We start from the raw sequence: 25530 nt of genomic DNA on the forward strand, positions 1-25530 counted from the left end.
CGCCGCCGGCTGAACTTGATTGACGTGCAACTCATTGAATTGATTTGATTATTCTTCGTTGCGGCGCAGTGGGCGGAAATGACTCCTTGCTGAAACACGCGCGTCCGGAGCCCCGGCCGCATAGCCGGGGCGTGCATGGAATCGTTCGGATTTGATTCAGCTGCGTCGCACTGCGAGCGCGGTGCATAGAAACGTTCAGTCCTGAAACATGCGCGTTTCGATTCTTCGCGCAAAGGGCCGTATTTCTATCGAGCGGTGTTGTTCGCGCAACGATCATGCAGGCGCGTCACGCTCCGCGCGCAAACACCGCTCGCTTCATCCTCTGCAACGCGCCATACGGCGTCACGAAATGCAGCAGGCTTTTCCCAATCCCCGCCCAGTCGCGCCAATTCAGCACGTTCAGATAACGCACCTGTAAACGCAGCGTGGACACAATCTGCCGCCGCCGCTTCGTCGCGCTGATACCGCCTTGGTTGAGCTCGTAATAAAGTCCGAGCTCAGGCAGATTCGCGCAGTCATAGCGTTGCATCAGCCGCAAAAACAAATCGAGGTCCTCGGCGGCGGGATACTGCACGCGATAATTCCCGACCGCCAACACCGCGTCGATTCTCAGCATCACCGAAGGATGCACGAGCGGCGAGCGCAGCATGCGCGTTCGACGCAGCGTGCGCGCATCGGCGGCGGGCCGCAGCATGAAGAGCGGGGCACCTGCGCGGTTCACCACCTGCGTCCACGTCCCCAGCGCGGCAAGCCGGGGCTCCGCTTCCATACGCGCGCGCTGCTTCGCAAGCCGCTGCGGCGCGGCGAGGTCGCCCGAATCGATGCGCGCCGCGTAGCGAAAGCCACGTGCCGCAAGCGCTTCCACGCCAGCCTTGAGTGCCCGCTCGATCCCGCCGTTTTGCGGCATGCGCAGCACGTCGATTTGCATGCCCGGAACGCTCGGCGCGACGATCGGCGGCGTACTGCCGTCGTCGACGATGAGCGCGTACACCGGCGCATTTTCCTCGAACGAGGCGAGCGTGCGCTCGACGTCGGCCTGGCCGTTGAAGGCGGGCATCAGCACGGCCACATCGGCGAGTGCGCCGGTGCGGGTACCGCTCCATCGATCGGCGGGCGCGGCAGCGGGGGAGTTCGTCATGAAGCCAACTTGAAGCGGATGTAATTGAAGTTCACGCAAGCCGCCGCGAGATAGCCGCACGCGAGCCCGACGAGCGCGCCGTAGGCGCCCATGCGCGGGATCGCCACGAGGTTCACGGCGAATGCCACCGCGAGCGCGAGCAGCCATTTGGCGAGCAGCACGAACTTCGCCTGATATTTGAGCACGACGAGGTTGCCGATCGCCTCGACGCCCGCGGGCAGCGAAAGCCACACGGCCCAGCGGAAGATACCGATAGCGCCCGCGTAGTCCGGCCCGAACACGTGGCCGATGATGAAGCCCGCGAGCGCGTCGAGCACGAGTGCGCCCGCAACCATCAGCGCGGCGGTCATCGCGAAGAGACGCACGAGGTTGCGGCGCAGCTGCGCGGTCTGCTGCACGCGATAGACGAAGGCGGGTGCGATCGTCTGCGAGAGCATGAGCGCGAGCGTGATCCAGTTTTCGTTGAGCTGCTGCGCGGCGGAGTAGCGGCCGAGATCGGCGAACGAGATGGTGCGCTCGAGCATGAGCCGGTCGAGCTTCAGGAACAGGTACATGCAGATGAGCCCGAGCCAGAACACGGTGCCCGCGGTCGCGAAATGCTTGAGGAGCGCGCGGTCCACGTGCCAGCCGAGCTTGCCGCCGTGCTGGCGCCGATAATAGAGCACGAGCGCCGCGCCGATGGCCGCCGACTCGAGCGCCCAGAGCCAGCCGAAGCTGGCGGGCGCGAAGGCCGCGCGCGCGAGCAGGAACACGAGCAGTGCCTTGACCACGGCCGTGCTCATGCTCGCGAGCAACTGCGGCTTGCTGTACGTCATGCTCTGCAGCCAGGCGTTGATCACGCCGACGAACGGCTCGCGAAACAGCATCGTGACGGCGAGCCCGGCCAGCATCGCGCCGACGAGCGGGTCGGTCACGCCCAGCGCGATGCCGCCCCAGGTGACGACGAGCGCCGCCGCCGAGACGCCGATGCGCAGCGCGAAGGCGCTGCCGAGCACCGTGCCCAGTTCCTCGCGAGGTTTGTTCACGATGGTCGGCACGAGAATTTCGGCGCCGCAGACCCAGGTGATGGGCGCGAGCACGAGCAGCAGCGTGTTGGCGTATTGCCATTTGCCGAATACATCCGGCCCGAAATAGCGCGCGAGCACGCCGCTGATGACGATGGCCACGGCGATCTGCGTGACGCGCTCGAGTCCGAGCCACACGATGTTGGCGACCGCGCGCATGACGTCGGGGTTCGCGTAGCGTTTGAGGGTCAGCATCGGCGGAACGCACCCGTGGTGCCTGTGGTGCCCGTGGTGCCTGTAGCGCCTGCGTTGAGGCGGGCACGCCGCGTGCAAGGGCATGCGGCCAGGTCCAGCCCTGACGGGCCCGGCGCGGCTTTTGTCGTCTGAAGGAAACAGCGAGGCATTAAAATAGGTGCGTAATCAGCAGAATGACCGACAGGTAACCCACAGGTAACCAACAAGAGCCTCGGCCGGGCAACGGCCGACGCCAAAAAACGGCAATTATAGTTGTAACGATTCCGACTTTTCGTAACCACTGGCCCCGCCAGTCGGCTGAACCATGTTACGAATACACTCCGACTTTCTATCGCACTGTGAGCCTCACTATGATTTCTCAATCGATTTTCAAGGCCTATGACATCCGTGGCGTGATCGGCAAGACGCTCGACACCGACACCGCACGCGCGATCGGTCGGGCGTTCGGCAGCGAGGTGCGTGCGCAGGGCGGCGATGCGGTGGTGATCGCGCGGGACGGCCGTCTTTCGGGGCCGGATCTCTCGGCGGCGCTGGCCGATGGCCTGCGCGCCGCGGGCGTGGATGTCGTCAACGTGGGCATGGTGCCCACGCCGGTCGGCTATTTCGCGGCCAGCGTGCCGCTCAAGCTCGCCTCGGGCGAGCGCAGCATCGACTCGTGCATCGTGGTCACGGGCAGCCACAATCCGCCCGACTACAACGGCTTCAAGATGGTCCTGCGCGGCAAGGCCATCTATGGCGAGCAGATCCAGGCGCTCTATCAGCGCATCGTAGACAAGCGTTTCGAGGCGGGTTCGGGCACCTATGCCGACTACGACATCGCCGATGAGTACATCGCGCGCATCGTGGGCGACGTGAAGCTCGCGCGCCCGATGAAGATCGTCGTGGATACCGGCAATGGCGTAGCGGGAGCGCTCGCGCCGCGCCTGTTCAAGGCACTCGGCTGCGAGCTGGTCGAGCTTTTCACCGAAGTGGACGGCACCTTCCCGAACCATCATCCGGACCCGGCGCACCCCGAGAACCTGCAGGACGTGATTCGCGCGCTCAAGGAAACCGACGCCGAAGTGGGCTTCGCGTTCGACGGCGACGGCGACCGTCTCGGCGTGGTGACGAAGGACGGCGAGATCATCTATCCGGATCGCCAGCTCATGCTGTTCGCCGAGGAAGTGCTCTCGCGCAATCCGGGCAAGCAGATCATTTACGACGTGAAGTGCACGCGCAATCTCGCGAAGTGGGTGAAGGAGAAGGGCGGCGAGCCGCTCATGTGGAAGACGGGCCACTCGCTCGTGAAGGCGAAGCTGCGCGAGACCGGCGCGCCGCTGGCCGGCGAAATGAGCGGCCACGTGTTCTTCAAGGACCGCTGGTACGGTTTCGACGATGGCCTGTACACGGGCGCGCGCCTGCTCGAGATCCTGACGCGCGTGGCCGATCCGAGCAAGCTGCTCAACGGCCTGCCGAATTCGCACTCCACGCCGGAGCTCCAGCTCAAGCTCGAAGAGGGCGAGAACTTCGCGCTGATCGCGAAGCTCCAGCAGAACGCGAAGTTCACGGGCGCCGACGACGTCATCACGATCGACGGCCTGCGCGTGGAGTATCCGGACGGCTTCGGCCTGGCGCGTTCGTCGAACACGACGCCGGTCGTGGTCATGCGCTTCGAGGCCGATAACGATGCGGCGCTTGCGCGCATTCAGGCCGACTTCAAGCGCGTGATTCTGGCCGAAAAGCCGGACGCGAAGCTGCCGTTCTGAGGCTTCAGTGTGCGTTTGACGCTGTCCTGAAGCTGTATTCGAAGTAGAGCCTGACGCGGCGCCGCGCGGTTTCACCGCCCGGCGCCGTGCTTTTTTCTACGGTTGGCTCCTCATGGGCCTCCTGCGACGACCCCGAAATACCCCGCCCGTGGACGGCTGGTCGTCTAACTTGCTATACGGGTGTTCGCTGGCACACACCTCATTTCGTTTTCCCCCTACACAATCTCCCGACGGGTGAATCGCCACTCATAACATACCGATCGGGGGCCTCTTGAAAGCCATTGTTAGCCGGGAGGTCCAGCAATCTGCTTTCTTCACGCGAGAAAGAATCGCGGTGTACAGCAGCGCATTGCTTGTCGGGCAACTCGTGGTGATCGGGGTCTGGGTCGCATCGTGCTGGCTCTTGCACCGCCGCAACGTGCCGCCTCCCGGTCTCGACTTCCGCGTATTCTGGAGCGCCTCCTATATTTCCATACATCAAGGGGCCATTGCTGCATTCAATCCAGACCTCCTGCATGCAGTCGAAAACACCTTGCTTCAGGGCACCGGAATGGAAAGCCCGTGTGCTCTCTGGGTTTATCCCCCTCCGTTTCAGCTGCTTATCTATCCGCTCGCGATACTTCCTTACCCTGCCGCGTACGCGTTGTTCTGCTGCGCCAGCATCGCGTGCTGTCTGTTGGCATGCGCACCAACGATGAAATCCCGGCCGCTGCCATGGGCGGCCGTCATCGCATTTCCCGGCATTTGGGTCGCCACCATTCATGGTCAGAATTCACTGATCACGCTCGCGCTCGCCGCCGGCGCGCTGGGGTTACTCGAGAAACGGCCCGTTGCAGCCGGTGTGTGTGCTGGACTTCTTGTCATCAAGCCGCAGCTCGCGCCTATATTTCCTCTGCTTTTCCTGTTCAGCCGGAACTTCAAGGCGTTTTTTGCAGCCGGAGTGACGGCAGCACTTCTTTGCCTTGTGAGTAGAATCGTTTTCGGTATGCCTCTCTGGCTTCGCTTCTTCGAGATGGCCGCATGGTTCAACTCCGCAGTTAAAAATAACTATGCCAATCTGTGGGACGCCATGCCTACGGTCTTCGCGATTGCGCGTCATTCAGGGGCCAGCATCGGCGTCGCGTACGCGCTTCACGCCTTGGTTGCCTTGGGTTCGTTGCTGTTCACGATCTCGATATGGCTGCGCAAGCCCCACTCATCGCAGGCAAAGGCGGCTGCCGTTACGACCGCATTGTTGATGCCGATTTATTTGCTGTACTACGATCTGGCATGGCTCCTGTTAGCCATTCTTTATCTAGCTGATGATCTTCGGAATTCACCTCGGCCCGCTCGCGTGGAATATGTCGTTGCGGTGCTCGCATGGATCGCCCCTCTTGCGTCACTGATTACGTGGTTCACGCCTTTCAAGAGCCGGTGGGCCGTGGTCCTGCTGGTCGTCTTGATGACAGTCGTCGCCCGGCGATTCCTTCAAGAAATCCGCGTGCAGTCACGTCAGCACGCCTGCATTACCCACACCGCGTCGTAATACAGAGTTGCCGCACTGCAAGCGATTCACGGTTTGCCCGGGGTGGGTGTCGGTGCCTTGAACGTGACGCCCTGGAGGGAAGCCCAGAATTCCATGTATGAGGAAACCGTCTGACGGGAGGGCAACTTGCATACAACGAACCGAAGCCTCGAAGGCCTGCGCGGTACGGCGGCGCTCCTGGTCGTGCTTTTTCACATGAAGATACTGTCCGCCTACTCTGGAGTCGTTCAGAATGGATATCTCTGCGTCGACCTCTTCTTCGTCCTAAGCGGGTATGTGATCTGTTCTGCCTATGCATCTCGCGTGACGAACAGCCGCGAGGTCTTCCGCTTCGTGGTTCGTCGCATTGGACGGCTCTGGCCGCTGCACGTTCTCTCATCCGTGCTCTTCTATGGCTTGCTCTCCTTGCACGCAGTCATGTCCCATCAACCAGTTGTGGTACCTACGCTAGCGGAATTCGTTTCGCTGCTCACGATGACAAACGGGTTCAATCTTTTTGACCACAACATCGGGAACAGTGTCAGCTGGAGCGCAGGGGACGAGCTTTACGTTTACGTTGTTTTCGCGGTGACATGCATTGCACTGCGCGTGCGGGCGTTCGTGCTGTTTGCTGCCTTCGCGATCATAGGCGCCCTGATAGCCTTCCGGATCAACGCCGATTATTGCTTTACACATGGCGCTTGCTATGACATGACCTACTCTTTCGGCTGGGCGCGCTGCCTGGCTGGCTTTTTCCTTGGCGCAGTTGTGGCTCGGCACGGCAACGCCCTACATTTCGTGGCGTCGCAAAAATGCCAGGTGATCGCTGCGGTTGGTGCTCTGGTGCTGCTTCAGATTGCAGCCGTTGTCCCGCCATTGGCCTTCGGGGCGCCGGTTGTCTTCGGCCTGCTCGTCGCCTCGTTAGCGCGAGATAGTGGGCCCGTAGCCGGCCTGCTGCGCAAGCGACCGCTGCAATACCTTGGAGAGGTATCTTATGCACTGTATCTGAGCCATGCCGTCTTCCTGGTTTACTTTATAAACCTGGTCGACGTTCCAGGGCACCAATTGGCATGGCGGGCAGGCTGCTGTGCAGGCTTCTTATTCGCCTCCTTTGCGCTCGCACATTTCTTGCATCGATACATTGAGATTCCACTACGGGAGCAGATCTACGCTTTTGCGGAGAGAATGCCTGCCATCCGGGGCCGAAACGAGACCGGGCTGGCAGCGAATGAATGACTAATCTCGTTCTTCCAGGCATAGTTTTACCGCGCGATCGTCGGTTGGTAATTCACTGCGATTCAGTTGTACGCTGTCACACATTCGGTTTCCGGGGGAAGTCCCAGAATTCATGCGTGAGGAAACCGCCCGCAGCCGGAGACCAACGTGCATAGAACAAATCGAAGCCTCGAAGGCCTGCGCGGAGCAGCAGCGTTGCTCGTCGTGCTCTTTCATCTGGGCCAGGTGTCACACGTCCCCGGTGTCATTCGAAACGGCTATCTCGCGGTCGATCTTTTTTTCGTGCTAAGCGGATTCGTCATCTGTTCAGCATACGGGGAGCGCTTGGAGTCGGGGTACGACGTGTGGCGCTTCGTCGTGCGCCGCTTCGGGCGGCTGTGGCCGTTGCATATCTCTACCGCAGTCCTCTTTTATGTGATCGGCGGATTGCCGCTGATCCTCACCCACAGCGGCGTATTCGCACCGACGGGCGCGGAAGCTCTGTCAATTGTCACAATGACTCAGGGTCTGAGTATCGTCATCCACTCGTTCGGCAACCCGAACGCATGGAGTACCAGCGACGAGTTTTACGTCTATCTCCTGTTCGCTGCCATCAGCCTGGTTGCACGCCGCCACGTGCAGATTGCTTTTGCATTTGCTTTTGCAGCTATCGGCCTTGCCATCGCCATATTTGTCGACGCCGGTACATGCGTATCTAACCGCCACTGCATGGATCTGGCTTCCAACTTTGGATGGGCACGATGCATTTGCGGTTTCTTTATCGGCGTATTGATTGCTTTTTCAAGGGAGCGCCTCCGGTCGCCATGTACACCGAAGATTCAGCTGGCAGTGGCAATCTGCACTCCTGCGCTCATGATGGGTGCATACGCGATTCCGCTGTTGGCTTTTACGGCACCTCTAGTGTTCGGCACGCTCATTGCGGCTCTCATTTCCGACAACGGACCACTGGCGACGCTCCTGCAAGCGCGCCCCATGCAATATCTCGGCAGGACTTCCTACGCCATGTATCTCAGTCATGCCGTATTCGTCATGCCGCTCACGGAATGGCTTTTGCATGGCAACTATAGAATTGGCTATCAGCTTACTGGCGCGGTGGCGTTCTTGTTCGCGTCGTTAACACTGACCCACTTTATGCACAAGTACGTAGAAATCCCCTTTCGTGACCGGATTTATGCATGGGCGGACTCTCGCACGCATGAGAACGCAGCACCGCTTTTGCGTAATTGCTCCGACGACTATGGCCGTAGTATCGAAAATTGATCGGATGACCCTGATCTTGGGTTCCGATATCGACATAAATTCGGACACTTTTGCAAACGCATGTCAGGAGGGACGGCACGTGGATGGCGAACCCGCACATGGCTGATTTGACTGCAGTGTGTGGGTTCGCGAACGATCCAGCAGTTATTCCAGCTGCTGCGCGGCTCGCGAATCCCTCATACTCGAGATACAAGCTATCGCGAGGCACGACCGGCACGAGGCGCGCCACCTGACTAAAGGGTAGGGCGCCATGACCTGCCGGCCCAAGCGTCGCGCATTTCAAGGAGCGACGGGGGATGCCGCGGATCATCAGGTTTGGAATTTCGGGGGTCATTGCGACCGGCGTTCATGTCTCAGTCGCCTGGTCGGTGTTCAGCTGGCTGGTTCGTGACTCCACCGTCGCTAACGTTGCGGCGTTCGTTGTCGCCAACATCGTCTCTTTTTTGCTGCAGACGCTGTGGAGCTTTTCCTCGCGTCCGACCGTCGCGCGTTTCCTGCGCTTTGCCACGGTCTCGATCGCGGGTTTTCTGGCCGCTGCGCTGATTCCGTTGCTGTGCGGGCGGCAGACGATCTGGCTGCCTACCTTCGCTGTTGTCATCTGCATTCCTGCGCTATCCTACGTTTTGCATGCACGATGGACCTATCAGGCAGCCTGACCATGCACGATCCCGTTCAATCCGCCTCCGGGGCGTTGAATCGACCACCCCGCTGGCTCGATGCGCAACGTATCCGCGCCTATGCGGCGTTCGTGCTACTAGTCAATATCGGTTACTTTTCTCTGCGGATATGGCTTGGGGCGATCGACCCGGTGCCCAACATCAGTCCGCCTGGCTGGGATTTCGCCGTATTCTGGAGCGCCTCCTGGCTCGCGTTGCACGGTCCGGCAGTCAATGCGTTCGACACCGCTCTGATCGAGCCGATCGCCCTGCCACTTCAAAACATGCTGCCGTCGCCGTTTGTCACCCCGTGGACCTATCCGCCAACGTTCCTGCTTGTCATGCTTCCGGCAGCGCTGTTGCCGTTCCAGGTATCGTGCATCGCGTACCTCCTGGCCGGGATTGCCTTCGCGTTCAAGGCGTGCGCACGCATTCTGCCGCCAGTACGGGACCTGTCCTGGTGGCTGCCGGTCATCGCGTTTCCCGCAATCTGGGTGACGGTAGGCGCTGGGCAGAACTCGTTTCTGACGTTTGCACTAATGGGACTCGGCCTCGTCTGTCTAGAGAGGCGGCCATGGCTCGGAGGAGTTTTATTCGGCCTGCTTGCTATCAAGCCGCAACTCGGACTCATGATCCCCGTTGCGCTGCTGTTCAGCAGGAATTGGCGCGCATTCATATCGGCGGCGCTGAGCGTAGGCGTGTTTTGCGCACTCTCGGGGCTTGTGCTTGGGTTCAGTACGTTCGCTCGATTCGCCGAGGCGCTCCCCGCCTTTAACCACTTCGTCGTTCAGTATTCGGATCGCTGGCCGCGCGGGATTTTGACGGTGTTCGGCACGGCACGTCATTTCGGCGTGGCTGTACCAACCGCGTATCTGCTTCACGCGATCATGGCTGCGCTGGCTGCTAGTGCCGTTGCCTGGCTGTGGGCCACGCGCGCGAGTTTCGAGTTGCGGGCGTCGGCGCTCGTGCTCGCGACGCTGTTGGTCCCAACTTATCTGATGCCCTACGACTTGCTATTGCTGGGTTTGCCGATTTTGTGGCTCGTGCGAGACGGCACCCGCAACGGCTGGATTCGGGGCGATGCCGTCGCGATGGTGAGTGCGTGGTTGTCACCGGTCGTCTCTTATACACCCGGAAGTTGGGCGGCCGGCGCTTATGTGCCGTTCATCGTTTTTGCACTGCTGCTGGTAGTGATGCGGCGCTATATGGGCCAACGAGCCGTAAACGCTAACATGTGTGCCTGCGCGGTTGCGGCAGGAGAGCGCAGCCACTCTCGCTGAGCCTCGCTTATCAGTTGCTCTACGGCAATCGGGCTCCCGGCTACGTTTCCCTCTTTTCTGCGGTACAGTTCAGAGCGCAATCCAACCAGTCGGCCTCGATTACGCCGTTACTTTATCCGATTGATTTATCAGGATCACGGCCGCAATCTTCGGGGCAATCCCGCGATAGCCTGGTCCTGTCATGGCCGATACGCACGTCGGACCATGCGTAGATGCGGTCGCGGCAAGGGACTTCGATATACCGGTGCAAGAGATGGGCAAGCGCAAATGACATGAAGACGAGTACGGCAATAGCAATCAATTGATAATCAACTGCGTACTTGCTTTGTTTCAGCCATGAGGCAAACGGAAGCACAATTACGCCATGACCTAGATACAAGGCGTAGGAAATTCTCCCGAGATACTGCATGGGGCGAGTTTGGAGAATGGTTGCCAGTGGCCCGCGGTCGCTAACGAGCGACGCGATAAGTGCAGCGAACACGAGGGGCGCCGCGAAGGCTGCGAGAGGAAATTCAGACGTGCTAGCGAGGAACACAAAGCTGCCAATGGCCAGAGCGATCTGGACGGCTGGCGTGTCAAACCACCGGAGTTTGGTTCGCGAGAGAGCAAGCAGCGCACCGACAAAGAATCCTGCAAGGCATCGTGCCCAGCCGAAGGAGGAATGCAGATCCATGCAGTGTTGGATCGAAACGCAAGTTCCTGCGTCGACGTAAAGGACAAGGGCAAATCCTGTGGCAGCAGTGACAGCGAATATTATTGGACGCCAGCGTCGCATGCGCAGACAGATTACCGCGAAGAGCAGATAAACGTAGAACTCATCGCCCGTGCTCCAGGCAACCAGATTGCCAATATCGCGATCGGGAAAAGCCAGTCCCTGGGTCATGGTTACGATCGCCATCGTTTCCCCGCCTGTTGGCATATGGGGGGGCCTGCCACCGAGTGCGAAAATCATGCCTAAGAATGCGCAAGCGAGAATGGCGGAAACAATATGTAGCGGCCACAATCGCCCGCTGCGGCGCACGACGAAGCGCCATACGTCATGCCTTGTTTTCAGCCGGTCTGCATAGGCAGAGCAGATCACAAACCCGCTCAGCACAAAGAAGAGGTCAACCGCGAGGTAACCGTTGCGGGTGATTGTTGAGAAGGGCGAAAAAAGTCCGATGTGGAAGAATACGACGAGCAGTGCAGCGGCGCCCCGCAGGCCTTCGAGGCTCCGATTTGTAGTTTTCAAGCCGCCCTCCGCTCTTTTTACTGTGGGAGCTTTCAAGGATGCGCGCTGTATGCCCTGCGTGGTCGCACAACGCATGCATGAGAATAGGCCGCTGCCGAGATTCCGATCAGAGTGACCTGCAGAATAAACAATGCCGCGCTACACAGGGCAATGGCGCTCGCGGGGCAGCCACGTTTTCTGTCCTGCCGCAACAGCCGCACGGTTGAACTCCGATACGACACGCGTCGCCAGGCCGTCCCCGTCGACAGCGCCCCCCGCTCGACGCATGATCACCGGCCAGCTGCCCGGACCTGCGACGCACTGCGTCCGCGAACCAGCTCCAGCGCCGCGCCTCTGGAATGGACTTCTGCACGTTCGACTGGCAAGGTGCTGATCTTGCTACGCGACTCGTAGCGCCGGCGCACGAGGTAGATGGGCCGCTCTTTCGACTCGTCGTAAATGCGCCCGATGTATTCGCCAATGACACCGATGCCGGTCAACTGAATGCCGCTCATGAACAGCACGACGGAGATCAGGGAAGCGTAACCGGGGACCGGATTGCCGAACAGCAACGTGCGAGCGACCATAAAACCGCCGTAGCAAAACGCCAGTGCTGCTATCGCGCAGCCAATATACGTCCAGCTGCGCAAAGGCACGGTGCTGAAGCTCGTAATGCCTTCCAGCGCGAAATTCCACAGGCGCCATCCCGAGAACTTGGTTTTACCTGCGGTGCGTGGCGTGCGTTCATAGTCGATGGTCACCGAATTAAACCCGACCCACGCGAACAGCCCCTTCATGAACCGATGACGCTCCGGAAGGCTGCGCAGTGCATTCACCACCTGGCGATCCATCAGCCTGAAGTCTCCAACGTTCTCGGGAATCTTGAGTTCCGAGAGTGCGTTGTGAACGCGATAGAACAACGCCGCGGTCGTGCGTTTGAGGAAGGAATCGCAGGCGCGGTTCGCGCGTCGGGCGAGCACGACTTCGGCGCCTTCGCGCCAACGCTCGATCATCTGGGGGATCAACGAAGGCGGATCCTGCAAGTCCGCATCGATGACGATAACAGCATCGCCTGCTGCTTCGTCGAGGCCCGCTGTGAGCGCCGCCTCCTTGCCGAAGTTGCGCGAGAGATCGATGATCCGCACGCGCCTGTCGCGCTGGCTCACGTGGACCAGTCTGTCAAGCGTGGCATCGCGGCTGCCGTCGTTCACGCAGACAATCTCGAAGCGGATCGATTCGACCGACTCCAGCGTCGCGATGATTTGCGTGAAAAATGCCTCGACACCGTCTTCCTCGTTGTAGAACGGGGCAACGATGGAGACGAGAGGGTTCGAGAACGCGGATCTGGCGCGGCGCGTTTCCTCTGCGATAGGCCTGTTCATGACGTTGACTCCCTTGTTACAACGAGTTCGCGGTAGTGGCGATGGCCTGCGTGTTGCGCTCGCGCGCAATCTGCGCGACCAGCATCCAGAGCGTGGCAATTGAGATGAGTGGGGTGAACGGGACGTGTAGATTCGACACGAGCGTGAGTCCGGCGATGGGCGCGAGCCAGAGTACGGCCAGCCATTCACGTTGTCCGCTCTGGAAACCGTGTTCTTTAGCGTGCGCGATCATCCATGCGATGAGGATTCCATACCATGCGAGGTCGTAATCGTAGAGGTACGGGCTCACCATCAAGCTGGCGCACACGAGTACCGCAGCGCGCAGACCGAAGGCGCTCGGGCGGCCCCATGCATAGCAGACGGCCGAGGCGGCGCAAACGACAGACAGGGCTTGCGCGGCAGCGGCGAGGGCGGTTGGCGCATGGAGCAGCTTGAATGCTGCGAACAACGTGGGCACTCGAAACAGCAGTGCCCGTCCGGTTTCTACGTAGCTGTTGGCGAGCGCCACGTTGTGAAGGAACGCGACGAACGTTTCACTGCCGAACGCCAGTAACGCGAGCGCCATTGAAATTGCCACGCCTGCGACCATCGCGCCCAGTGCGCGCCACGAGCGCGAAGCGAGCAGCGCAAGCGGAATCAGCACAGCAAGTTGCGGCTTCATGGCAACGAGTGCAAAGCACAGGCCGGCGAGTATCGGGCGGCGGCGCAGCAGCACCAGACCGAGCCCCACCAGCGATGCGGTAAGCAATCCGTTTTGGCCGGACGTCAGCACGAGCGCTGAACCCGGGAAGGCAATCGCGATGAGTGCGGTGCGCGGGTGGGGCACGATCGTCGTGGTCACCTTGACGAACAGGGCGAGCGTGCCGAACAGGAAGATGGGAGCCGAAAGTGTGAACGGCAGCAGCGCCAGCGGATAGACGAACAGCAGAAATGTCGGCGGGTAGAGCCAGGGGAGGACGCCGACGGGGCGGCCGGCCACATGCTCCTCGATGGGCGTCAGGATACTGAGGTTATAGGCATCCGCCGCATGTCCCTGCAGGGCAAGATGCGAGGCGCTCCAGAACGGCAGGCAGTCCACGGCGAGCACGCTCATCTGTGGATCCTTCAGCCACACCAGGTGATACAGGTACGCAAGCGCAACCCCAAGGTAGTAGATGAGTGCGGCAAGCGGATAGATCCACAGGCGTTGCCCGCTCAACCAGTGCGAGCGGTGCGTGCTGCTGTCGGGAGACTGAGCGGGCGCCGCCTTGGCGGTGCCGGTCAGTTCACGGAGGGTCGTCTGGTTCATTGAGTGGCCTAGCGCGTAATGGAATGGGTGCGTTCGATGCGCGCGCGGCGCAGCACCACGAGCAGCATGAGCAACAGAATGACCGGGCCGACTTGCGGCAGTCTGAGAACCTGATTGAAGAACTCGTATGCGGGAAGGAGCCAGGCGAGGAGCAGCACGGGCTGTTCGCCGGCCAGCCATCCGCGACGCAATCCGGTCGCGAGCAGACTGGCGCATGCCAGTCCGAACCACGTCAGGTCGTAGTGCCAGACATAGGGGTTGACAATCAGCGTGGCAGTCGCGAGCGCGGCCGCGCGCATGGCGGTGTCGCGCGTCGTGCGCCAGACCTTCCATGCGCTGCAGATGGCGATGACGGCAACGACTGCTTGCGCGAGTCTCGCCACGAACAGCGATGCGTCCATGAGCCGGAGCGAAGCGAACACGGACGGAGAAGCGAGCCAGAAACGGACGTCGTGCTCGAGCAGAAGCTCGCGTGCCATTCCGACGTTCCCGGCAAACAGCCGAGGCGAAGCCGGCCCGCAAAGCATCACGCTTGCAAGAGCAAGGAGCACGGCCGTCACGGCGGCGTATCCGAACACCTTCCACGCCCGTGCCGCGACCAGAACGAGTGGGAACAAGATGCCCAGCTGCGGCTTGATCGCCAGCAGTCCGATGCAAATTCCGGCGATCACGGGACGCCGCTCGATCGATGCGATGGCGAGCGCGGCCAGCGCTGCCGTAATCAAACCGTTCTGCCCGAAGATGGCGCACACCAATACACAGGGCATGGCGAGCACGATATAGCGGGCCGTCGCGATGCCGAGCGTGCCCTGTGCGAGCCCGGAAACACGAACGGTTGCGCAGACATACGCAGAAGCGCTCGCGGCAAGGAAGGCAAAGTAGGCAAGCGGAAGCGGCAACAGCGCGAGTGGCGTGATGAATAGCAGAAACGTGGGGGGATAGAGCCAGGGGACAAACGCGCTCTTGGGCAGGCCGCCCGTTGCTGCGATCACGATTCGGGAGAACGCCGAGTAGTCGAAGACCGTGGCGGCCTGGCCGTGAAGGACCGCGTGGCTGGCCGACCAGAACACGCGCAGATCGGAGCCTGGGCTCCATCCGCCTGTGTCGGAAAAGCCGCGAGTCACCACCGCCCACAGCACCACGAAGCCGACGCCCATGACGAGCATGGCAGTGCTGTAAACAATGAGCCGTTCCCGAGAAAGCCAGGAGCACGCTATCGAGTGCGAACGTGTGGCATTCCACTCTAGTGGTCGCATTTTTTTCAGCCCCCGCTGAATTTTTCGGATTGGCGGCGCCGCCGCCGTTTTTTTTGCCCCGTACTCGCCAGTGGTGCGATGCATGGCAGTCCTGGCGTGTTGCGGGATTATGGTGAGCAGGGCGTTTTCGGAGCAACACAGAGTGCGTCGCCAGCGTTCGGGAGCGAACACTGGCGGGAACGGATCGACCGTGCTGAAGGTCCGGGTCGCTTATTTCGACTTGCGGGCCGAAGTTGCGTGCGCGCGCGACCGGTTGCGAGCGGGAGATGAGAGGGCGCGGCGCGTTCGTTAAGCGAGGTGCCCCACATGTCGAAGGTCAAAAGTACCGAATATGAGCGCCGGCGTACGCGTCGTTGTTGCGGGTGTGTCCGAGCGCACACATGTATCGGTTTGGGTCGCGTAGAACTGCGCCTGAGGCTACGGCGCGAGCCAGTGACGTAGTCCCACCTGCCCTCAAAACCACATGGAACGGGGGTTCACCATGTTCACATCCATTCGGAGATCAAAATGAACAAGATCGTCGCCCACGCAAAGAACTTTGTTCGTGATGAAAACGGCATTACGGCCCTCGAGTACGGCATCCTGGCAGGCCTGATCACGGTCCTGCTGATCGCCAGCATCGCAACGATCGGCTCAGTGCTCAAGAACGTGTTCTCCGACATCGCCTCGGCCGTCTAGCGAACGCGTTTGCGGGTGGGCTGGCAACGCGCGCCGCACTCGCACACTTTCACAACAAACGGACGTTGAAGCTGGAACTGCTCGAGACCGCATTCGGAAACGTCTGGAAGCCGGGCGTCCTTCGAGCAGCGTCGTGTGCCATGAAGCGGGTTCGCGATGTGAAGCATTTCCGAATGCGGTTTTGCAATCAAGAGCAGAGGCGGGAAATGGTTTCAGGCGTGGTCGATCGCACAAAGCTATTAATTTGAGTCGCGTAAAACTGCACCCGAGACTAGTCCGCCAGGTTGAGTGACGTAGTCCCATCACCCTCAAAACCACATGGAACGGGGGTTAACGATGTACACATCCATTTGGAGATCAAAAATGCAAAACATCATCGCTCAGGCAAAGAACTTTGTTCGTGACGAAGACGGCATTACGGCTCTCGAGTACGGGATCCTCGCCGGTCTGATCACCATCTTGCTGATCGCCAGCATCGCAACGATCGGCTCGGTGCTCAAGAACGTGTTCTCCGACGTTGCCGCAGCGGTCTAACCGACGCACGGGCGAGTGGGTTTGCCGCGCGCGCCACACTCGCCCAGTTTCACCGGAAGCGGGCCTTTGTAACTGGAAATACTCGAGACCGGATCCGGAAACGTCGGGAGACCATGCGTCCCGGCAACCGCGTCGTGTGTCATGAGTCAGGGCCCGCGCCACAAAGCTTTCCGAATAGGGTTTTGCGATTGAAGGGCAGTTTCAGGAAATGACTTCAGGTGTTGCCGATCGCACAAAGTTATTGGTTTCGGACGGGTACAAAGTGCGAACGCGACTGCTGAGCTGCCCACAGCGAGGTAGTCCAACCAGCCCTCAAACCCACAGGGAACGGGGCTCAGCAGTTCACTTTCAGGGAGATCGAAATGCAAAGGATCATCGCCCAGGCAAAGGGCTTCATTCGCGACGAAGAGGGTATTACGGCTCTGGAGTACGGGATTCTGGCGGGCCTGATCACGGTCCTGCTGATCGCCAGCATCGCGACCATCGGTTCGGTGCTCCAGAACGTGTTCTCCGACATTGCCGCGGCAGTCTAAAAGAACCTGGCCGGGGAGCGGACAAATGGATTTCACATTGCTTTCGGTTTCCTTGCCGCCGCAACCCGTTCCGCTGTGCGTGATCGCGCTGGTGATACTCGCTGCCAGCACGGACCTCGTCAGCCGCCGGATTCCGAACCGGCTGATCATGCTGGGGCTTGTGTCAGCGCTCGCGGTCCAGATCGCGCTGCACGGAGCGCTCTCGGGCAGCGCGATCTGGCTGAGCGGCGCGGCGACCGGGTTCGCGCTGTTGCTGCCGTTCTACCTGCTGCGGGGCATGGCTGCCGGCGACGTCAAGTTGCTGATGATGCTGGGCGCCTGGCTGGGGGCGGCTGCAACAGTCGATATCGCTGTGAACACCTTCATTATCGGTGGGGTGTGGTCACTCGGGGTCGCCTTGATGCGAGGGCGATTGGTCCGGCTGATCGGAAACGTCGCGGCGTTGCTCGCAGGGTCCGGCCGGTTCATGCGCGTGCCGGGGGTGCCGCCTGGCGCGCAGGTGACGCGGGAGTCGGTCGGGTCGATTCCCTATGGTGTGGCGATCGGCGCGGGTACGGTAGCGGCGCTGTTTGCCATGGTGCATTAAAGCGCTGGCCGCAGCGCAGTGTCTGGCGGTAACGTGCCCCGGCGGCGACTTGACGGGGCTCGAAAGAGATCGAATTTTCTCGAAAGCATATGGGGGTTGTCATGAAAAACGGCCGCGCGCTTGCCATGCTCGCGATTGCCCTGTTGGCCGGCTTGGCCGCAGTGGTGTTCGCTTCCAAATGGTTGCTTCAGACGTCCTCGGGGGCCACGGTACCCGTTGCCGTCGCATCCGACGACATCAATCTCGGTCAGCCAATCAATGAAACGATGATCCGGACGGTCAACTGGCCCAAGGACAGCCTCCCACCCGGAACATTCAGTGTGCCGAAGGACCTTGACGGCCGGGTCGTGCGCGCGAGCCTCGCGCGTGGTGAACCGGTGCTCGCTTCGAAGCTGGCGCCCGTGGGCACGAAAGGCGGTCTGTCCGCAGTGATTGGCGAGGGGCGTCGAGCGATTACGGTGCGCGTGAACGACGTGGTGGGCGTAGCCGGCTTTGCGTTGCCGGGTAACTACGTCGACGTGATCGTCAACACCCAGGAGCCGCAGAAAAAGACTGACTCGCAGGACCAGAGCATCTCGAAGATCGTGCTCGAAAAGATCCTGGTGCTCGCCGTCGCGCAGCAGGTCAACCGCGACGACACCGCGCCGAAGGTCGTGAACGCCGTGACCCTCGAGGTGACGCCCGAGCAGGCGGAGAAACTCGATCTGGCGCGAAGCGTGGGGACGCTCTCACTCGTCCTGCGCAACCAGGTGGACGACAAAAAGCTCGTCACGGACGGTGTGACCAAGCAGACGCTGCTGGGGCAGGCCGCGCCGCTGCCGGCGTCAGCGCCCGAGGCACGTCCGGTGCGGGTGAAGTACGTGGCCCATGCGCAGGTCAAGCGTGATTGCATCGGCGTTCTGTCGGGCGTCACGGGTAGTCAGGAGTGTTTCTGAAGCACCGCAGAGCGGCCGTCCAATCCCGGCGTTGACCACCCGGGACAGGTTGCAATAGCGGCGAAGCCGCTACAAGAACGCTGGTAAAACACGGGGTATAACGATATGGATACCAAAGTAAAGGTGGGGTCCACGGGGGCCCGCAAGGACATCGGCACGTGGCGCGTCGCGACGCTGGCCTGGGTGTGCGCGGGGTTGATGAACGCGACGCCTGGCTGGGCGCAGGAGCAGGCCGGGAACGGGGCGCAGGAGAAGTCCGCTTCGACTGCCCAGGTGCCGATGGGCAAGGGCCCCGTGCAGATGACCATCAGCATGGGACCTGCGCAGGGCGCCAACGCCGCGCCCAAGGCCGTGGCGGGACCGCTGCACGGACCGAGCTGCGTCGGGGCCATTCGTGGCGAGAGCAACGTGGTCGTGCCGCTTGGCAAGTCGACGCTTGTGCCGATCGACGAGCCGGTGCGAAATCGCACGATCGGCAATCCGGAGATCGCGCAGGCGACCATGGTTTCGCCGCAGACGCTCTACCTGGTTGGCCAGTCGGTCGGGACCACCAACATGATCATCCAGGGCAAGAGCGGTGCGTGCCAGGTGATCGACGTGATCGTCAGCGCCGACGCGGGCGGTCTCCAGACCGCGCTCGCGCAACTCATGCCGCAAGAGCGCGATATCCGGGTTTCCACGGCTGCCGACAACATCGTGCTCGCCGGTCATGTGTCGAGCGCACAGGCGGCGCAGCAGGTCATGGAAATCGCCCGGGTGTTCGGCGTGAGCGGCGGCAACGGATCGAAGTCGGGCGGCGTGATCAACATGATGAGCGTCGACGCGCCGCAGCAGGTCATGCTCGAAGTGAAGGTCGCCGAAGTCGACAAGACCCTGATCGATCAGCTGGGCTCGGCAATCAATATCCAGGGCGGCTTCGGGTCGTGGACAGGCGCGCTCGTGAGCAATCTCCTCGCGGGCGTCTCGAGCGCATTCCTGGCCTCCAAGGCGAATAACAGGCCGTTCAACCTCGCCGTGGATGCGCAGAAGACCGACAACCTCGTGAAGATCCTCGCGGAGCCGAACCTTGTCACCATCAGCGGTCAGGAAGCCACTTTCCTCGCCGGCGGCAAGATTTTCATCCCCGTGCCGCAAAGCGGCGGCGGCACTTCGGCCACGGCGATCACCCTGCAGCAGGAGGAGTTCGGCGTGGGGCTCAAGTTTACGCCGACGGTGCTTAGCAACGGCCGCATCAACCTGAAGGTGGCGCCGGAGGTCTCGGAGCTGTCGCCCACGGGCGTCACGTTGAGCGCGTCGAACGTGAGCGGCGTAAGCATCCTGCCGCTCATTACGACGCGGCGCGCGTCCACCACGGTCCAGATGGCCGATGGCGAGTCGTTCGCGATCGGCGGGCTGATCAACAACAACATTACGGGCTCGCTCAAGGCCGTGCCTGGCCTCGGTGAAATTCCGGTGCTGGGCGCGCTGATGCGCAGCACCTCGTTCCAGCACGACCGCTCGGAGCTGATCTTCATCATTACGCCGCACCTCGTGAAGCCCGTGAAGAGTATCGCGCAACTTCAGATGCCCACGGACAGCTTCTCGGAGCCCCTTGAGGCCGACGTGTACGCGACGGGCAACATGGAAGGCCGTGCCAAGCGCAACGAGGGACGCTTTGCACCGGCGGCACCTGCGGCACCCGCGGGCACTCAGGCCACGCCGGCTGCGCCAGCCGCACCTGCGCCGGCGCCGGCCGCGCCCGCGGCGCTGCCCGCACCGCAGGTCTCTTCGCGGCGCGAGGCGCCGGCGTCCTCCGGGCCGGCACCTGAGGAAACGGTTACACAGCCGGTCGCCACACAGCAGGTGAGCGTGCAGTCTCTCGCGCCGTCAGCGGGCGACGACAACGCAGCGCGTGCGCAGCGCATCGAGCAGGAAGCCGCGCGTATCGCGTCGAACCAAACCGTCGTTCATTGACCCGGCGATCAGGAGACCAGCATGAAACTCGATACTTTTGCATTCTTTCGCCGGGCTCTGCTGATCGCGCCGCTTGGCGTTGCGCTCGGCGGTTGCATGACCAGCTCGCCCATCTGGGAAGCGCATTTCGGCGAAGCGCTGCACCACTCGGTGCAAGCGCAGATCATCGACCCGGACGCGGCCATGCACGTCAGCTCGCAGCCGGGAGTGGACGGCAAGGCCGCCGCGGCGGCGATGGACCGCTACGACAAGTCCTTTACGCAGCCGCCGGTGTCCGCGTCGCCCTACACGATTGGCGTGAGCTCGGGGCAATAAGCCGGGGCACGCACGACAGGCAGGAGAACGAAACCAACCCGGGGCATACGATCATGATCGACATACTCATTACTTCCACGGACACCGAGCGGCTCGCGCAGATCATGCGCGTGATCGCGGGATGCGGTCCCTACCGCACGACGCGTACCGTTGGCACGCCGTTCGATCTCGTCGAGCGTGGCGACACGCTCGACGCATTCGATGTCCTGATCGTCGATGCGAGGGGATTGCAGGAGGCGCAGCTGCCTTCCGTGACGGAGCTGTGCCGCCGTCGCGACCGGCTCCTGTGCATGCTGCTGATTCCCGAGGCGTCACCGGACGCGCTCATTGCGGCGATGCGCGCGGGTTTCCGGGACGTGATCACGGGGCCGCTGGACCCCGTGGCGATAGGCGATGCGCTGCAGCGCGCGATCGGTCAGCGCGCGCAGGGCAATGCTCGCTCGACGCGCATCGTGTCGTACATGTCGTGCAAGGGCGGCGTCGGGACGAGCTTCATCGCGGCGAACGTGGCACACATCGTCTCGCAGACGCAGAACCAGCGCGTGCTGCTGATCGATCTGAACCAACTCTACGCGGACGCCGCGTTCCTCGTGACGGAGCAGACGCCGCCCTCGACGCTGCCCCAGTTGTGCGCGGAAGTGGACCGCATGGACGTGGCGTTCTTCGATGCGAGCGTGATCCATGTCGCCGGCAACTTCGACATCCTGGCTGGCGCGGGCGACCCGATCAAGGCGAGCGAAATGCGTCAGGACCGGCTCGAATGGGTGCTTGGTGTCGCGATGCCGCGTTACGACTGCGTGGTCCTCGATCTCGGGCAGACCATCAATCCGCTTTCCATGCTTGCACTGGACCGCAGTGACGAGATCCATATCGTCTTGCAGGCGAGCATGCCGCACTTCCGGGCAGGCCGCCGTCTGCAGGAGATCCTGCAATCACTCGGCTATGGGCCTGAACGGATTCGTGTGCTGCTCAACCGCCAGACCAAACACGGCGAGCGTGTGCGCGAGGCCGCCGAAAGCGTGCTTGGCGTCAAGCCGTTCCAGGTCATTCCGGACGATGCGCGTGCCGTATCCGAAGCGGTCAACCAAGGTTTGCCGATTTCCGTGGTGGCGCCCGGCAGCGCGGTGACGCGCAGCCTGCGCGCGCTGGCGACCAGTGTGGCGGCCTCGAATGCCACGGACACGGCATCGCGCGGCAAAGGCGACTCGTTGTTCGCACGCCTGATCGGTCGTCAGGCGCCGGCCAAACTCGGCTTGATGTAAAGGAGAAAAAACATGTCTCTTCGCGAGCAAATCTTTGCGCAGCGCTTCGAGCCGACGATCGTCGAGCGTGCCGATACCGGCGTCAGCGCCGGCGCCGGTATCGGCGCTACAGCCGCAGCTTCCGCGCCTGCCAGGGTGAAAACCGAGGCGTATCAGAAGCTGAAGTACGAAATCCACCAGGCGGTGCTCGAACGCGTCGAGCTCGAGCGTCTCTCGCGCATGCCTCAGGAGCAGATCCGCAGCGAGATCGGTGCGCTGGTTGGCCGCATACTTGAAGATCAGAAGGCGCTGGCGAACGACATCGAACGCAGGCAGCTCGCCATCGACGTGTATGACGAGATGTTCGGATTCGGTCCGCTTGAGCCGCTGCTGCGCGACCCCACGGTCTCGGACATTCTCGTGAACACGTGGCGCCAGACGTTCGTGGAGCGCCGTGGCAAGCTCGAGCTCACCGACGTCAACTTTTACGATGACGCTCACCTCATGAAGGTGATCGAGAAGATCGTCTCGCGCGTGGGACGGCGCATCGACGAGTCGAGCCCGATGGTGGACGCGCGCCTGCCCGACGGCTCGCGCGTGAACGCCATCATTCCGCCTTCGGCCGTGGACGGGCCGCTCGTCTCGATCCGGCGGTTCGCGGTCTCGCCGCTGCAGGTCTCGGATCTGATCGAGCTGCAGACGCTTACGCCGCCCATGGCCCAGGTGCTGGAGGGGCTTGCGCGGGCCAAGGTCAACATTCTCGTGTCGGGCGGCACGGGCAGCGGCAAGACGACGCTGCTCAACGTGCTCTCAGGCTTCATTCCGAACGACGAGCGCATTGTCACGATCGAGGATGCGGCCGAACTTCAACTGCGCCAGGATCACGTGCTGCGGCTCGAAACGCGCCCGCCGAACATCGAGGGTCGCGGCGAGATCACCCAGCGCGCGCTCGTGCGCAATGCGCTGCGTATGCGCCCGGACCGCATCATCCTTGGCGAAGTGCGCGGCGCGGAAGCGCTCGACATGCTCAACGCCATGAACACCGGCCACGAAGGGTCGCTTGCGACGATCCACGCCAACACGCCGCGCGACGCGCTCACGCGGCTCGAAAACATGATCAGCCTGGGCGGCCTGTCGTTGCCGCCGCGCACGATGCGCCACCAGATCTCGTCGGCAATTTCGGTGGTCGTGCAGGCCGCGCGCCTCACCGACGGCCGCCGCAAGATCATGAGCATTTCGGAGCTGACCGGCATGGAAGGCGACATCGTCAACATGCAGGAAATCTTCACGTTCAAGCGCACCGGCATGGATTCGAACGGCAACGTGCGCGGCTACTTTTGCGCGACCGGCGTGCGTCCGAAGTTCTGCGAGCGCTTTGCTGCGTTTGGCGTGAACGTGCCGGACCAGATTTTCGAACCGGGCCGCCGGTTCGAAACGGCTTGATGTTCTCGACGTTCTTGCGGGGGAGCGTGGCATGAGCACAACTTTCTTTCTGGCGATCCTGCTGCTCTTCGTGGCGGTAGTGCTCGCAGCCCAAGGCGCGTGGGAATGGTGGAACAGCCGGCATGGCGCCGTCGCGCGCCGTCTCGAAGCGCGCCTCGAGGCCGTGGCCACGGGGGGCACGGGACGCAAGGAGACGATGTCCATCCTCAAGGCGCGGCGGCTCGATGGGTCGACACTTTTCGGACGCGCCTTGCTGCTCGTGCCGAAGATCCGCTCGTTCGAGGCATGGGTGCAACAGTCGGGCATCTCCTGGACCGCAACGCGCCTCATCGCGCTCTGTGCGGTGATGCCGGTTTTCGTGCTCGTCGTGGGGCTCTTCGTTCGCGTGCCGTTTGCGATGCTGGCGGCGGCCGCGTGCGCCTCCGCGCTGCTTCCGTTGCTGTACGTGAGCCGTCGACGCGCAAAGCGGTTGCTGCGCTTTCAAAAGCAGTTGCCCGATGCCTGCGACATGCTCGCGCGCGCACTGCGCTCGGGTCATGCGTTCACGGGGGCCATCGACATGGTCGGCACCGAGTTCGCCGACCCCATGGGCGCCGAGTTTCGCGTCACGTTCGACGAGATCAACTATGGCGTCTCGCTCAACGACGCGTTGTTGGGCCTTGCGCAGCGCGTGCCGGTGGGGGACCTGCGTTACTTCGTCATCGCCGTGCTGATCCAGCGCGAGACCGGCGGCAACCTGGCAGAGCTGCTGGACAGCATTGCGAGCCTCGTGCGCGAGCGCTTCAAGCTGTTCGACAAGGTGCGCGTGCTCGCCGCGGAAGGGGTGCTCTCGGCGCGGGTGCTGTGTCTGCTGCCGGTCTTTACGGCAGGAGCCATTGCCTTCCTCAATCCGGATTTTCTCGAGGTGCTGTGGAAGGACCCGACAGGCGTGATGCTGCTCGAAGGCGTTTCGGTGCTGATGGTGATCGGCACCATATGGGTGCGCCGCATCGTGCGCATTCACGTCTGAAAACGTCAGGCTTCGCGCCAGCAGGAAATTCGAAAAAGGGGGAGCCATGTTAGCGCTCGATACGACGCGGTTGATGTTGCTGGTCTGTCTCTTTGCCGGTGTGTTCGGCCTGAGTTTGGGCGCCATGTATCTCTTCGCGCCCCGAACCATGCGCAGGCGCATCGAACAGGCGGGCGGGGGCGGCGCGCCTGCTCCCAGTGCCCAGCCGGACGGTGGAGACGAGCCCTGGTACGAAAAGCTCGTGCACGTCACGGAGCCGCTTTCGAAGCTCTCGGCGCCCAAGGAGGGCTGGGAGGTTTCGGCGTTGCGCGTGCGGTTGATGAACGCCGGCTGGCGTACGCCGGGTGCCGTTGCGACCTACTTTGGGACCCGCACGGTGCTGGCGCTGCTCTTGCCCACCATGGCGGCCATGTGGATGCTCGGCGGCGGGGGGGCGAGTTCGGTCACGAGCTTCGCGGTGGTCCTCGTGAGTCTCGTGAGCTTCGGCTACTACCTGCCGGCCTTCGTCCTCGGGCGCGCTGTGGCGCGCCGCAAGCGGGTGATTTTCGAGGACTTCCCCGACGCAATCGATCTGTTGACCGTCTGCGTCGAAGCGGGGCTCGGCCTCGATGCTGCGCTGATGCGCGTCGCGGAAGAGATCAAATTGCGCAGCGAAGTGGTCGCGAGCGAGATGGAGCTTACGCTGCTGGAAATGCGCTCGGGGTATGCGAAGGAAAAAGCGCTGCGCAACTTTGCCCTGCGCACGGGCGTGGACGATGTCGATTCGTTCAGCACGATGCTCATCCAGGCGGAGCGTTTCGGCACGAGCATTGGCGATTCGCTGCGCGTGCTCTCGGACACGCTGCGCACGCGCCGTCGCATGCTTGCCGAGGAAAAGGCCGCGAAAATCGCGCTCAAGCTGCTGTTTCCGCTGATGTTCTGCATCTTTCCCGCGCTGCTGGTGGTGCTGATGGGGCCGGCGATGCTGCATATCTACCGGACCATGCTTCCGGCAATGGGCGGCTAACCGGCGGCGGTAACGGACGATGTCGCAGGACCTGGCCCGGTATGGGCGATTTGATCGGGGGACCTATGGAACCAGCAAAGACC

23 protein-coding genes are annotated in these 25530 nt (G+C 62.0%); 17 read left to right on the plus strand and 6 right to left on the minus strand.

The window, feature by feature from the left end; translation table 11 throughout:
* Positions 1–286: 286 nt before the first annotated feature.
* Positions 287–1138 (minus strand): glycosyltransferase, encoded by an 852-nt coding sequence (locus P5W99_RS03855; RefSeq protein WP_434661921.1) that lies wholly within the window; start codon positions 1136–1138, stop codon positions 287–289.
* Positions 1135–2397 (minus strand): oligosaccharide flippase family protein, encoded by a 1263-nt coding sequence (locus P5W99_RS03860; protein ID WP_434661922.1) that lies wholly within the window; start codon positions 2395–2397, stop codon positions 1135–1137. Before P5W99_RS03860 ends, P5W99_RS03855 begins: the two co-directional genes overlap by 4 nt.
* 350 nt (positions 2398–2747) lie before the next feature.
* Between P5W99_RS03860 and P5W99_RS03865 the strand changes: the two genes are divergently transcribed.
* The 6 genes from P5W99_RS03865 to P5W99_RS03890 all read left to right on the plus strand — a co-directional run bounded on the left by P5W99_RS03865 (position 2748) and on the right by P5W99_RS03890 (position 10078).
* A complete protein-coding gene (locus tag P5W99_RS03865; protein ID WP_434661924.1) occupies positions 2748–4142 on the plus strand; it encodes a phosphomannomutase/phosphoglucomutase in 1395 nt (464 codons plus the stop codon).
* Positions 4143–4413: 271 nt separating this feature from the next.
* Complete coding sequence (locus P5W99_RS03870; protein ID WP_434661926.1) at positions 4414–5667, plus strand: glycosyltransferase family 87 protein; 1254 nt, start codon at positions 4414–4416, stop codon at positions 5665–5667.
* Between the two features lie 126 nt (positions 5668–5793).
* Positions 5794–6882, plus strand: coding sequence for an acyltransferase family protein (locus tag P5W99_RS03875; RefSeq protein ID WP_434661928.1), 1089 nt, complete (start codon positions 5794–5796; stop codon positions 6880–6882).
* Positions 6883–7029: 147 nt separating this feature from the next.
* Complete coding sequence (locus tag P5W99_RS03880; protein WP_434661930.1) at positions 7030–8142, plus strand: acyltransferase family protein; 1113 nt, start codon at positions 7030–7032, stop codon at positions 8140–8142.
* A 296-nt stretch (positions 8143–8438) separates the two neighbouring features.
* Positions 8439–8798, plus strand: coding sequence for a GtrA family protein (locus P5W99_RS03885; protein ID WP_213297096.1), 360 nt, complete (start codon positions 8439–8441; stop codon positions 8796–8798).
* A 2-nt stretch (positions 8799–8800) separates the two neighbouring features.
* The gene (locus P5W99_RS03890; RefSeq protein WP_434661932.1) at positions 8801–10078 is read left to right on the plus strand and encodes a glycosyltransferase family 87 protein; all 1278 of its coding nucleotides are present in this window, start codon (positions 8801–8803) and stop codon (positions 10076–10078) included.
* 112 nt (positions 10079–10190) lie between these two features.
* On the opposite strand, the gene P5W99_RS03895 is transcribed toward P5W99_RS03890, so the two are convergent.
* From P5W99_RS03895 to P5W99_RS03910, 4 genes are all read right to left on the minus strand, one after another.
* A complete protein-coding gene (locus tag P5W99_RS03895) occupies positions 10191–11309 on the minus strand; it encodes an acyltransferase family protein (RefSeq protein ID WP_434661933.1) in 1119 nt (372 codons plus the stop codon).
* A 269-nt stretch (positions 11310–11578) separates the two neighbouring features.
* Positions 11579–12670 (minus strand): glycosyltransferase family 2 protein, encoded by a 1092-nt coding sequence (locus P5W99_RS03900; RefSeq protein WP_434661934.1) that lies wholly within the window; start codon positions 12668–12670, stop codon positions 11579–11581.
* Between the two features lie 16 nt (positions 12671–12686).
* Complete coding sequence (locus tag P5W99_RS03905; protein ID WP_434661935.1) at positions 12687–13958, minus strand: glycosyltransferase family 87 protein; 1272 nt, start codon at positions 13956–13958, stop codon at positions 12687–12689.
* An 8-nt stretch (positions 13959–13966) separates the two neighbouring features.
* On the minus strand, positions 13967–15124 hold the full coding sequence (locus P5W99_RS03910) for a glycosyltransferase family 87 protein (RefSeq protein WP_434661936.1): 1158 nt from the start codon (positions 15122–15124) through the stop codon (positions 13967–13969).
* Between the two features lie 597 nt (positions 15125–15721).
* Here P5W99_RS03910 and P5W99_RS03915 point away from each other — a divergent pair.
* From P5W99_RS03915 to P5W99_RS03965, 11 genes are all read left to right on the plus strand, one after another.
* Entirely contained in the window at positions 15722–15892 is a 171-nt protein-coding gene (locus P5W99_RS03915; protein WP_434661938.1) for a Flp family type IVb pilin, read from the plus strand.
* 363 nt (positions 15893–16255) lie between these two features.
* The gene (locus P5W99_RS03920) at positions 16256–16426 is read left to right on the plus strand and encodes a Flp family type IVb pilin (protein WP_421044274.1); all 171 of its coding nucleotides are present in this window, start codon (positions 16256–16258) and stop codon (positions 16424–16426) included.
* A 362-nt stretch (positions 16427–16788) separates the two neighbouring features.
* Positions 16789–16959 carry a Flp family type IVb pilin gene (locus P5W99_RS03925; RefSeq protein WP_421044273.1) on the plus strand — a complete coding sequence of 57 codons (171 nt, stop codon included), beginning with the start codon at positions 16789–16791 and terminating at the stop codon, positions 16957–16959.
* 25 nt (positions 16960–16984) lie between these two features.
* Positions 16985–17545 carry an A24 family peptidase gene (locus P5W99_RS03930; RefSeq protein WP_434661939.1) on the plus strand — a complete coding sequence of 187 codons (561 nt, stop codon included), beginning with the start codon at positions 16985–16987 and terminating at the stop codon, positions 17543–17545.
* 101 nt (positions 17546–17646) lie between these two features.
* Positions 17647–18480, plus strand: a complete 834-nt coding sequence (gene cpaB / locus P5W99_RS03935) for a Flp pilus assembly protein CpaB (protein WP_434661941.1) — start codon at positions 17647–17649, stop codon at positions 18478–18480.
* Between the two features lie 105 nt (positions 18481–18585).
* Positions 18586–20433, plus strand: a complete 1848-nt coding sequence (locus P5W99_RS03940) for a type II and III secretion system protein family protein (protein ID WP_434661942.1) — start codon at positions 18586–18588, stop codon at positions 20431–20433.
* Positions 20434–20454: 21 nt separating this feature from the next.
* The gene (locus P5W99_RS03945) at positions 20455–20748 is read left to right on the plus strand and encodes a hypothetical protein (protein WP_434661944.1); all 294 of its coding nucleotides are present in this window, start codon (positions 20455–20457) and stop codon (positions 20746–20748) included.
* A gap of 53 nt (positions 20749–20801) precedes the next feature.
* Entirely contained in the window at positions 20802–22010 is a 1209-nt protein-coding gene (locus P5W99_RS03950) for an AAA family ATPase (RefSeq protein WP_434661945.1), read from the plus strand.
* Between the two features lie 12 nt (positions 22011–22022).
* Positions 22023–23432, plus strand: coding sequence for a CpaF family protein (locus P5W99_RS03955; RefSeq protein WP_434661946.1), 1410 nt, complete (start codon positions 22023–22025; stop codon positions 23430–23432).
* A gap of 31 nt (positions 23433–23463) precedes the next feature.
* The gene (locus tag P5W99_RS03960; RefSeq protein ID WP_434661948.1) at positions 23464–24441 is read left to right on the plus strand and encodes a type II secretion system F family protein; all 978 of its coding nucleotides are present in this window, start codon (positions 23464–23466) and stop codon (positions 24439–24441) included.
* 46 nt (positions 24442–24487) lie between these two features.
* Positions 24488–25447 (plus strand): type II secretion system F family protein, encoded by a 960-nt coding sequence (locus P5W99_RS03965; protein ID WP_434661950.1) that lies wholly within the window; start codon positions 24488–24490, stop codon positions 25445–25447.
* Positions 25448–25530 lie beyond the last annotated feature (83 nt).

It is taken from the genome of Paraburkholderia sp. A3BS-1L (genome assembly GCF_051125215.1).
In the GTDB taxonomy this organism is placed as follows: domain Bacteria; phylum Pseudomonadota; class Gammaproteobacteria; order Burkholderiales; family Burkholderiaceae; genus Paraburkholderia.

Bases quoted from the DNA above. Each gene is read 5' to 3' on its own strand.
- P5W99_RS03855 (WP_434661921.1), bottom strand. From the start codon at position 1,138: ATGACGAACTCCCCCGCTGCCGCGCCCGCCGATCGATGGAGCGGTACC.
- P5W99_RS03860 (WP_434661922.1), bottom strand. From the start codon at position 2,397: ATGCTGACCCTCAAACGCTACGCGAACCCCGACGTCATGCGCGCGGTC.
- P5W99_RS03865 (WP_434661924.1), top strand. From the start codon at position 2,748: ATGATTTCTCAATCGATTTTCAAGGCCTATGACATCCGTGGCGTGATC.
- P5W99_RS03885 (WP_213297096.1), top strand. From the start codon at position 8,439: ATGCCGCGGATCATCAGGTTTGGAATTTCGGGGGTCATTGCGACCGGC.
- P5W99_RS03890 (WP_434661932.1), top strand. From the start codon at position 8,801: ATGCACGATCCCGTTCAATCCGCCTCCGGGGCGTTGAATCGACCACCC.
- P5W99_RS03900 (WP_434661934.1), bottom strand. From the start codon at position 12,670: ATGAACAGGCCTATCGCAGAGGAAACGCGCCGCGCCAGATCCGCGTTC.
- P5W99_RS03905 (WP_434661935.1), bottom strand. From the start codon at position 13,958: ATGAACCAGACGACCCTCCGTGAACTGACCGGCACCGCCAAGGCGGCG.
- P5W99_RS03910 (WP_434661936.1), bottom strand. From the start codon at position 15,124: ATGCTCGTCATGGGCGTCGGCTTCGTGGTGCTGTGGGCGGTGGTGACT.
- P5W99_RS03915 (WP_434661938.1), top strand. From the start codon at position 15,722: ATGAACAAGATCGTCGCCCACGCAAAGAACTTTGTTCGTGATGAAAAC.
- P5W99_RS03920 (WP_421044274.1), top strand. From the start codon at position 16,256: ATGCAAAACATCATCGCTCAGGCAAAGAACTTTGTTCGTGACGAAGAC.
- P5W99_RS03925 (WP_421044273.1), top strand. From the start codon at position 16,789: ATGCAAAGGATCATCGCCCAGGCAAAGGGCTTCATTCGCGACGAAGAG.
- P5W99_RS03930 (WP_434661939.1), top strand. From the start codon at position 16,985: ATGGATTTCACATTGCTTTCGGTTTCCTTGCCGCCGCAACCCGTTCCG.
- cpaB (WP_434661941.1), top strand. From the start codon at position 17,647: ATGAAAAACGGCCGCGCGCTTGCCATGCTCGCGATTGCCCTGTTGGCC.
- P5W99_RS03940 (WP_434661942.1), top strand. From the start codon at position 18,586: ATGGATACCAAAGTAAAGGTGGGGTCCACGGGGGCCCGCAAGGACATC.
- P5W99_RS03945 (WP_434661944.1), top strand. From the start codon at position 20,455: ATGAAACTCGATACTTTTGCATTCTTTCGCCGGGCTCTGCTGATCGCG.
- P5W99_RS03950 (WP_434661945.1), top strand. From the start codon at position 20,802: ATGATCGACATACTCATTACTTCCACGGACACCGAGCGGCTCGCGCAG.
- P5W99_RS03955 (WP_434661946.1), top strand. From the start codon at position 22,023: ATGTCTCTTCGCGAGCAAATCTTTGCGCAGCGCTTCGAGCCGACGATC.
- P5W99_RS03960 (WP_434661948.1), top strand. From the start codon at position 23,464: ATGAGCACAACTTTCTTTCTGGCGATCCTGCTGCTCTTCGTGGCGGTA.
- P5W99_RS03965 (WP_434661950.1), top strand. From the start codon at position 24,488: ATGTTAGCGCTCGATACGACGCGGTTGATGTTGCTGGTCTGTCTCTTT.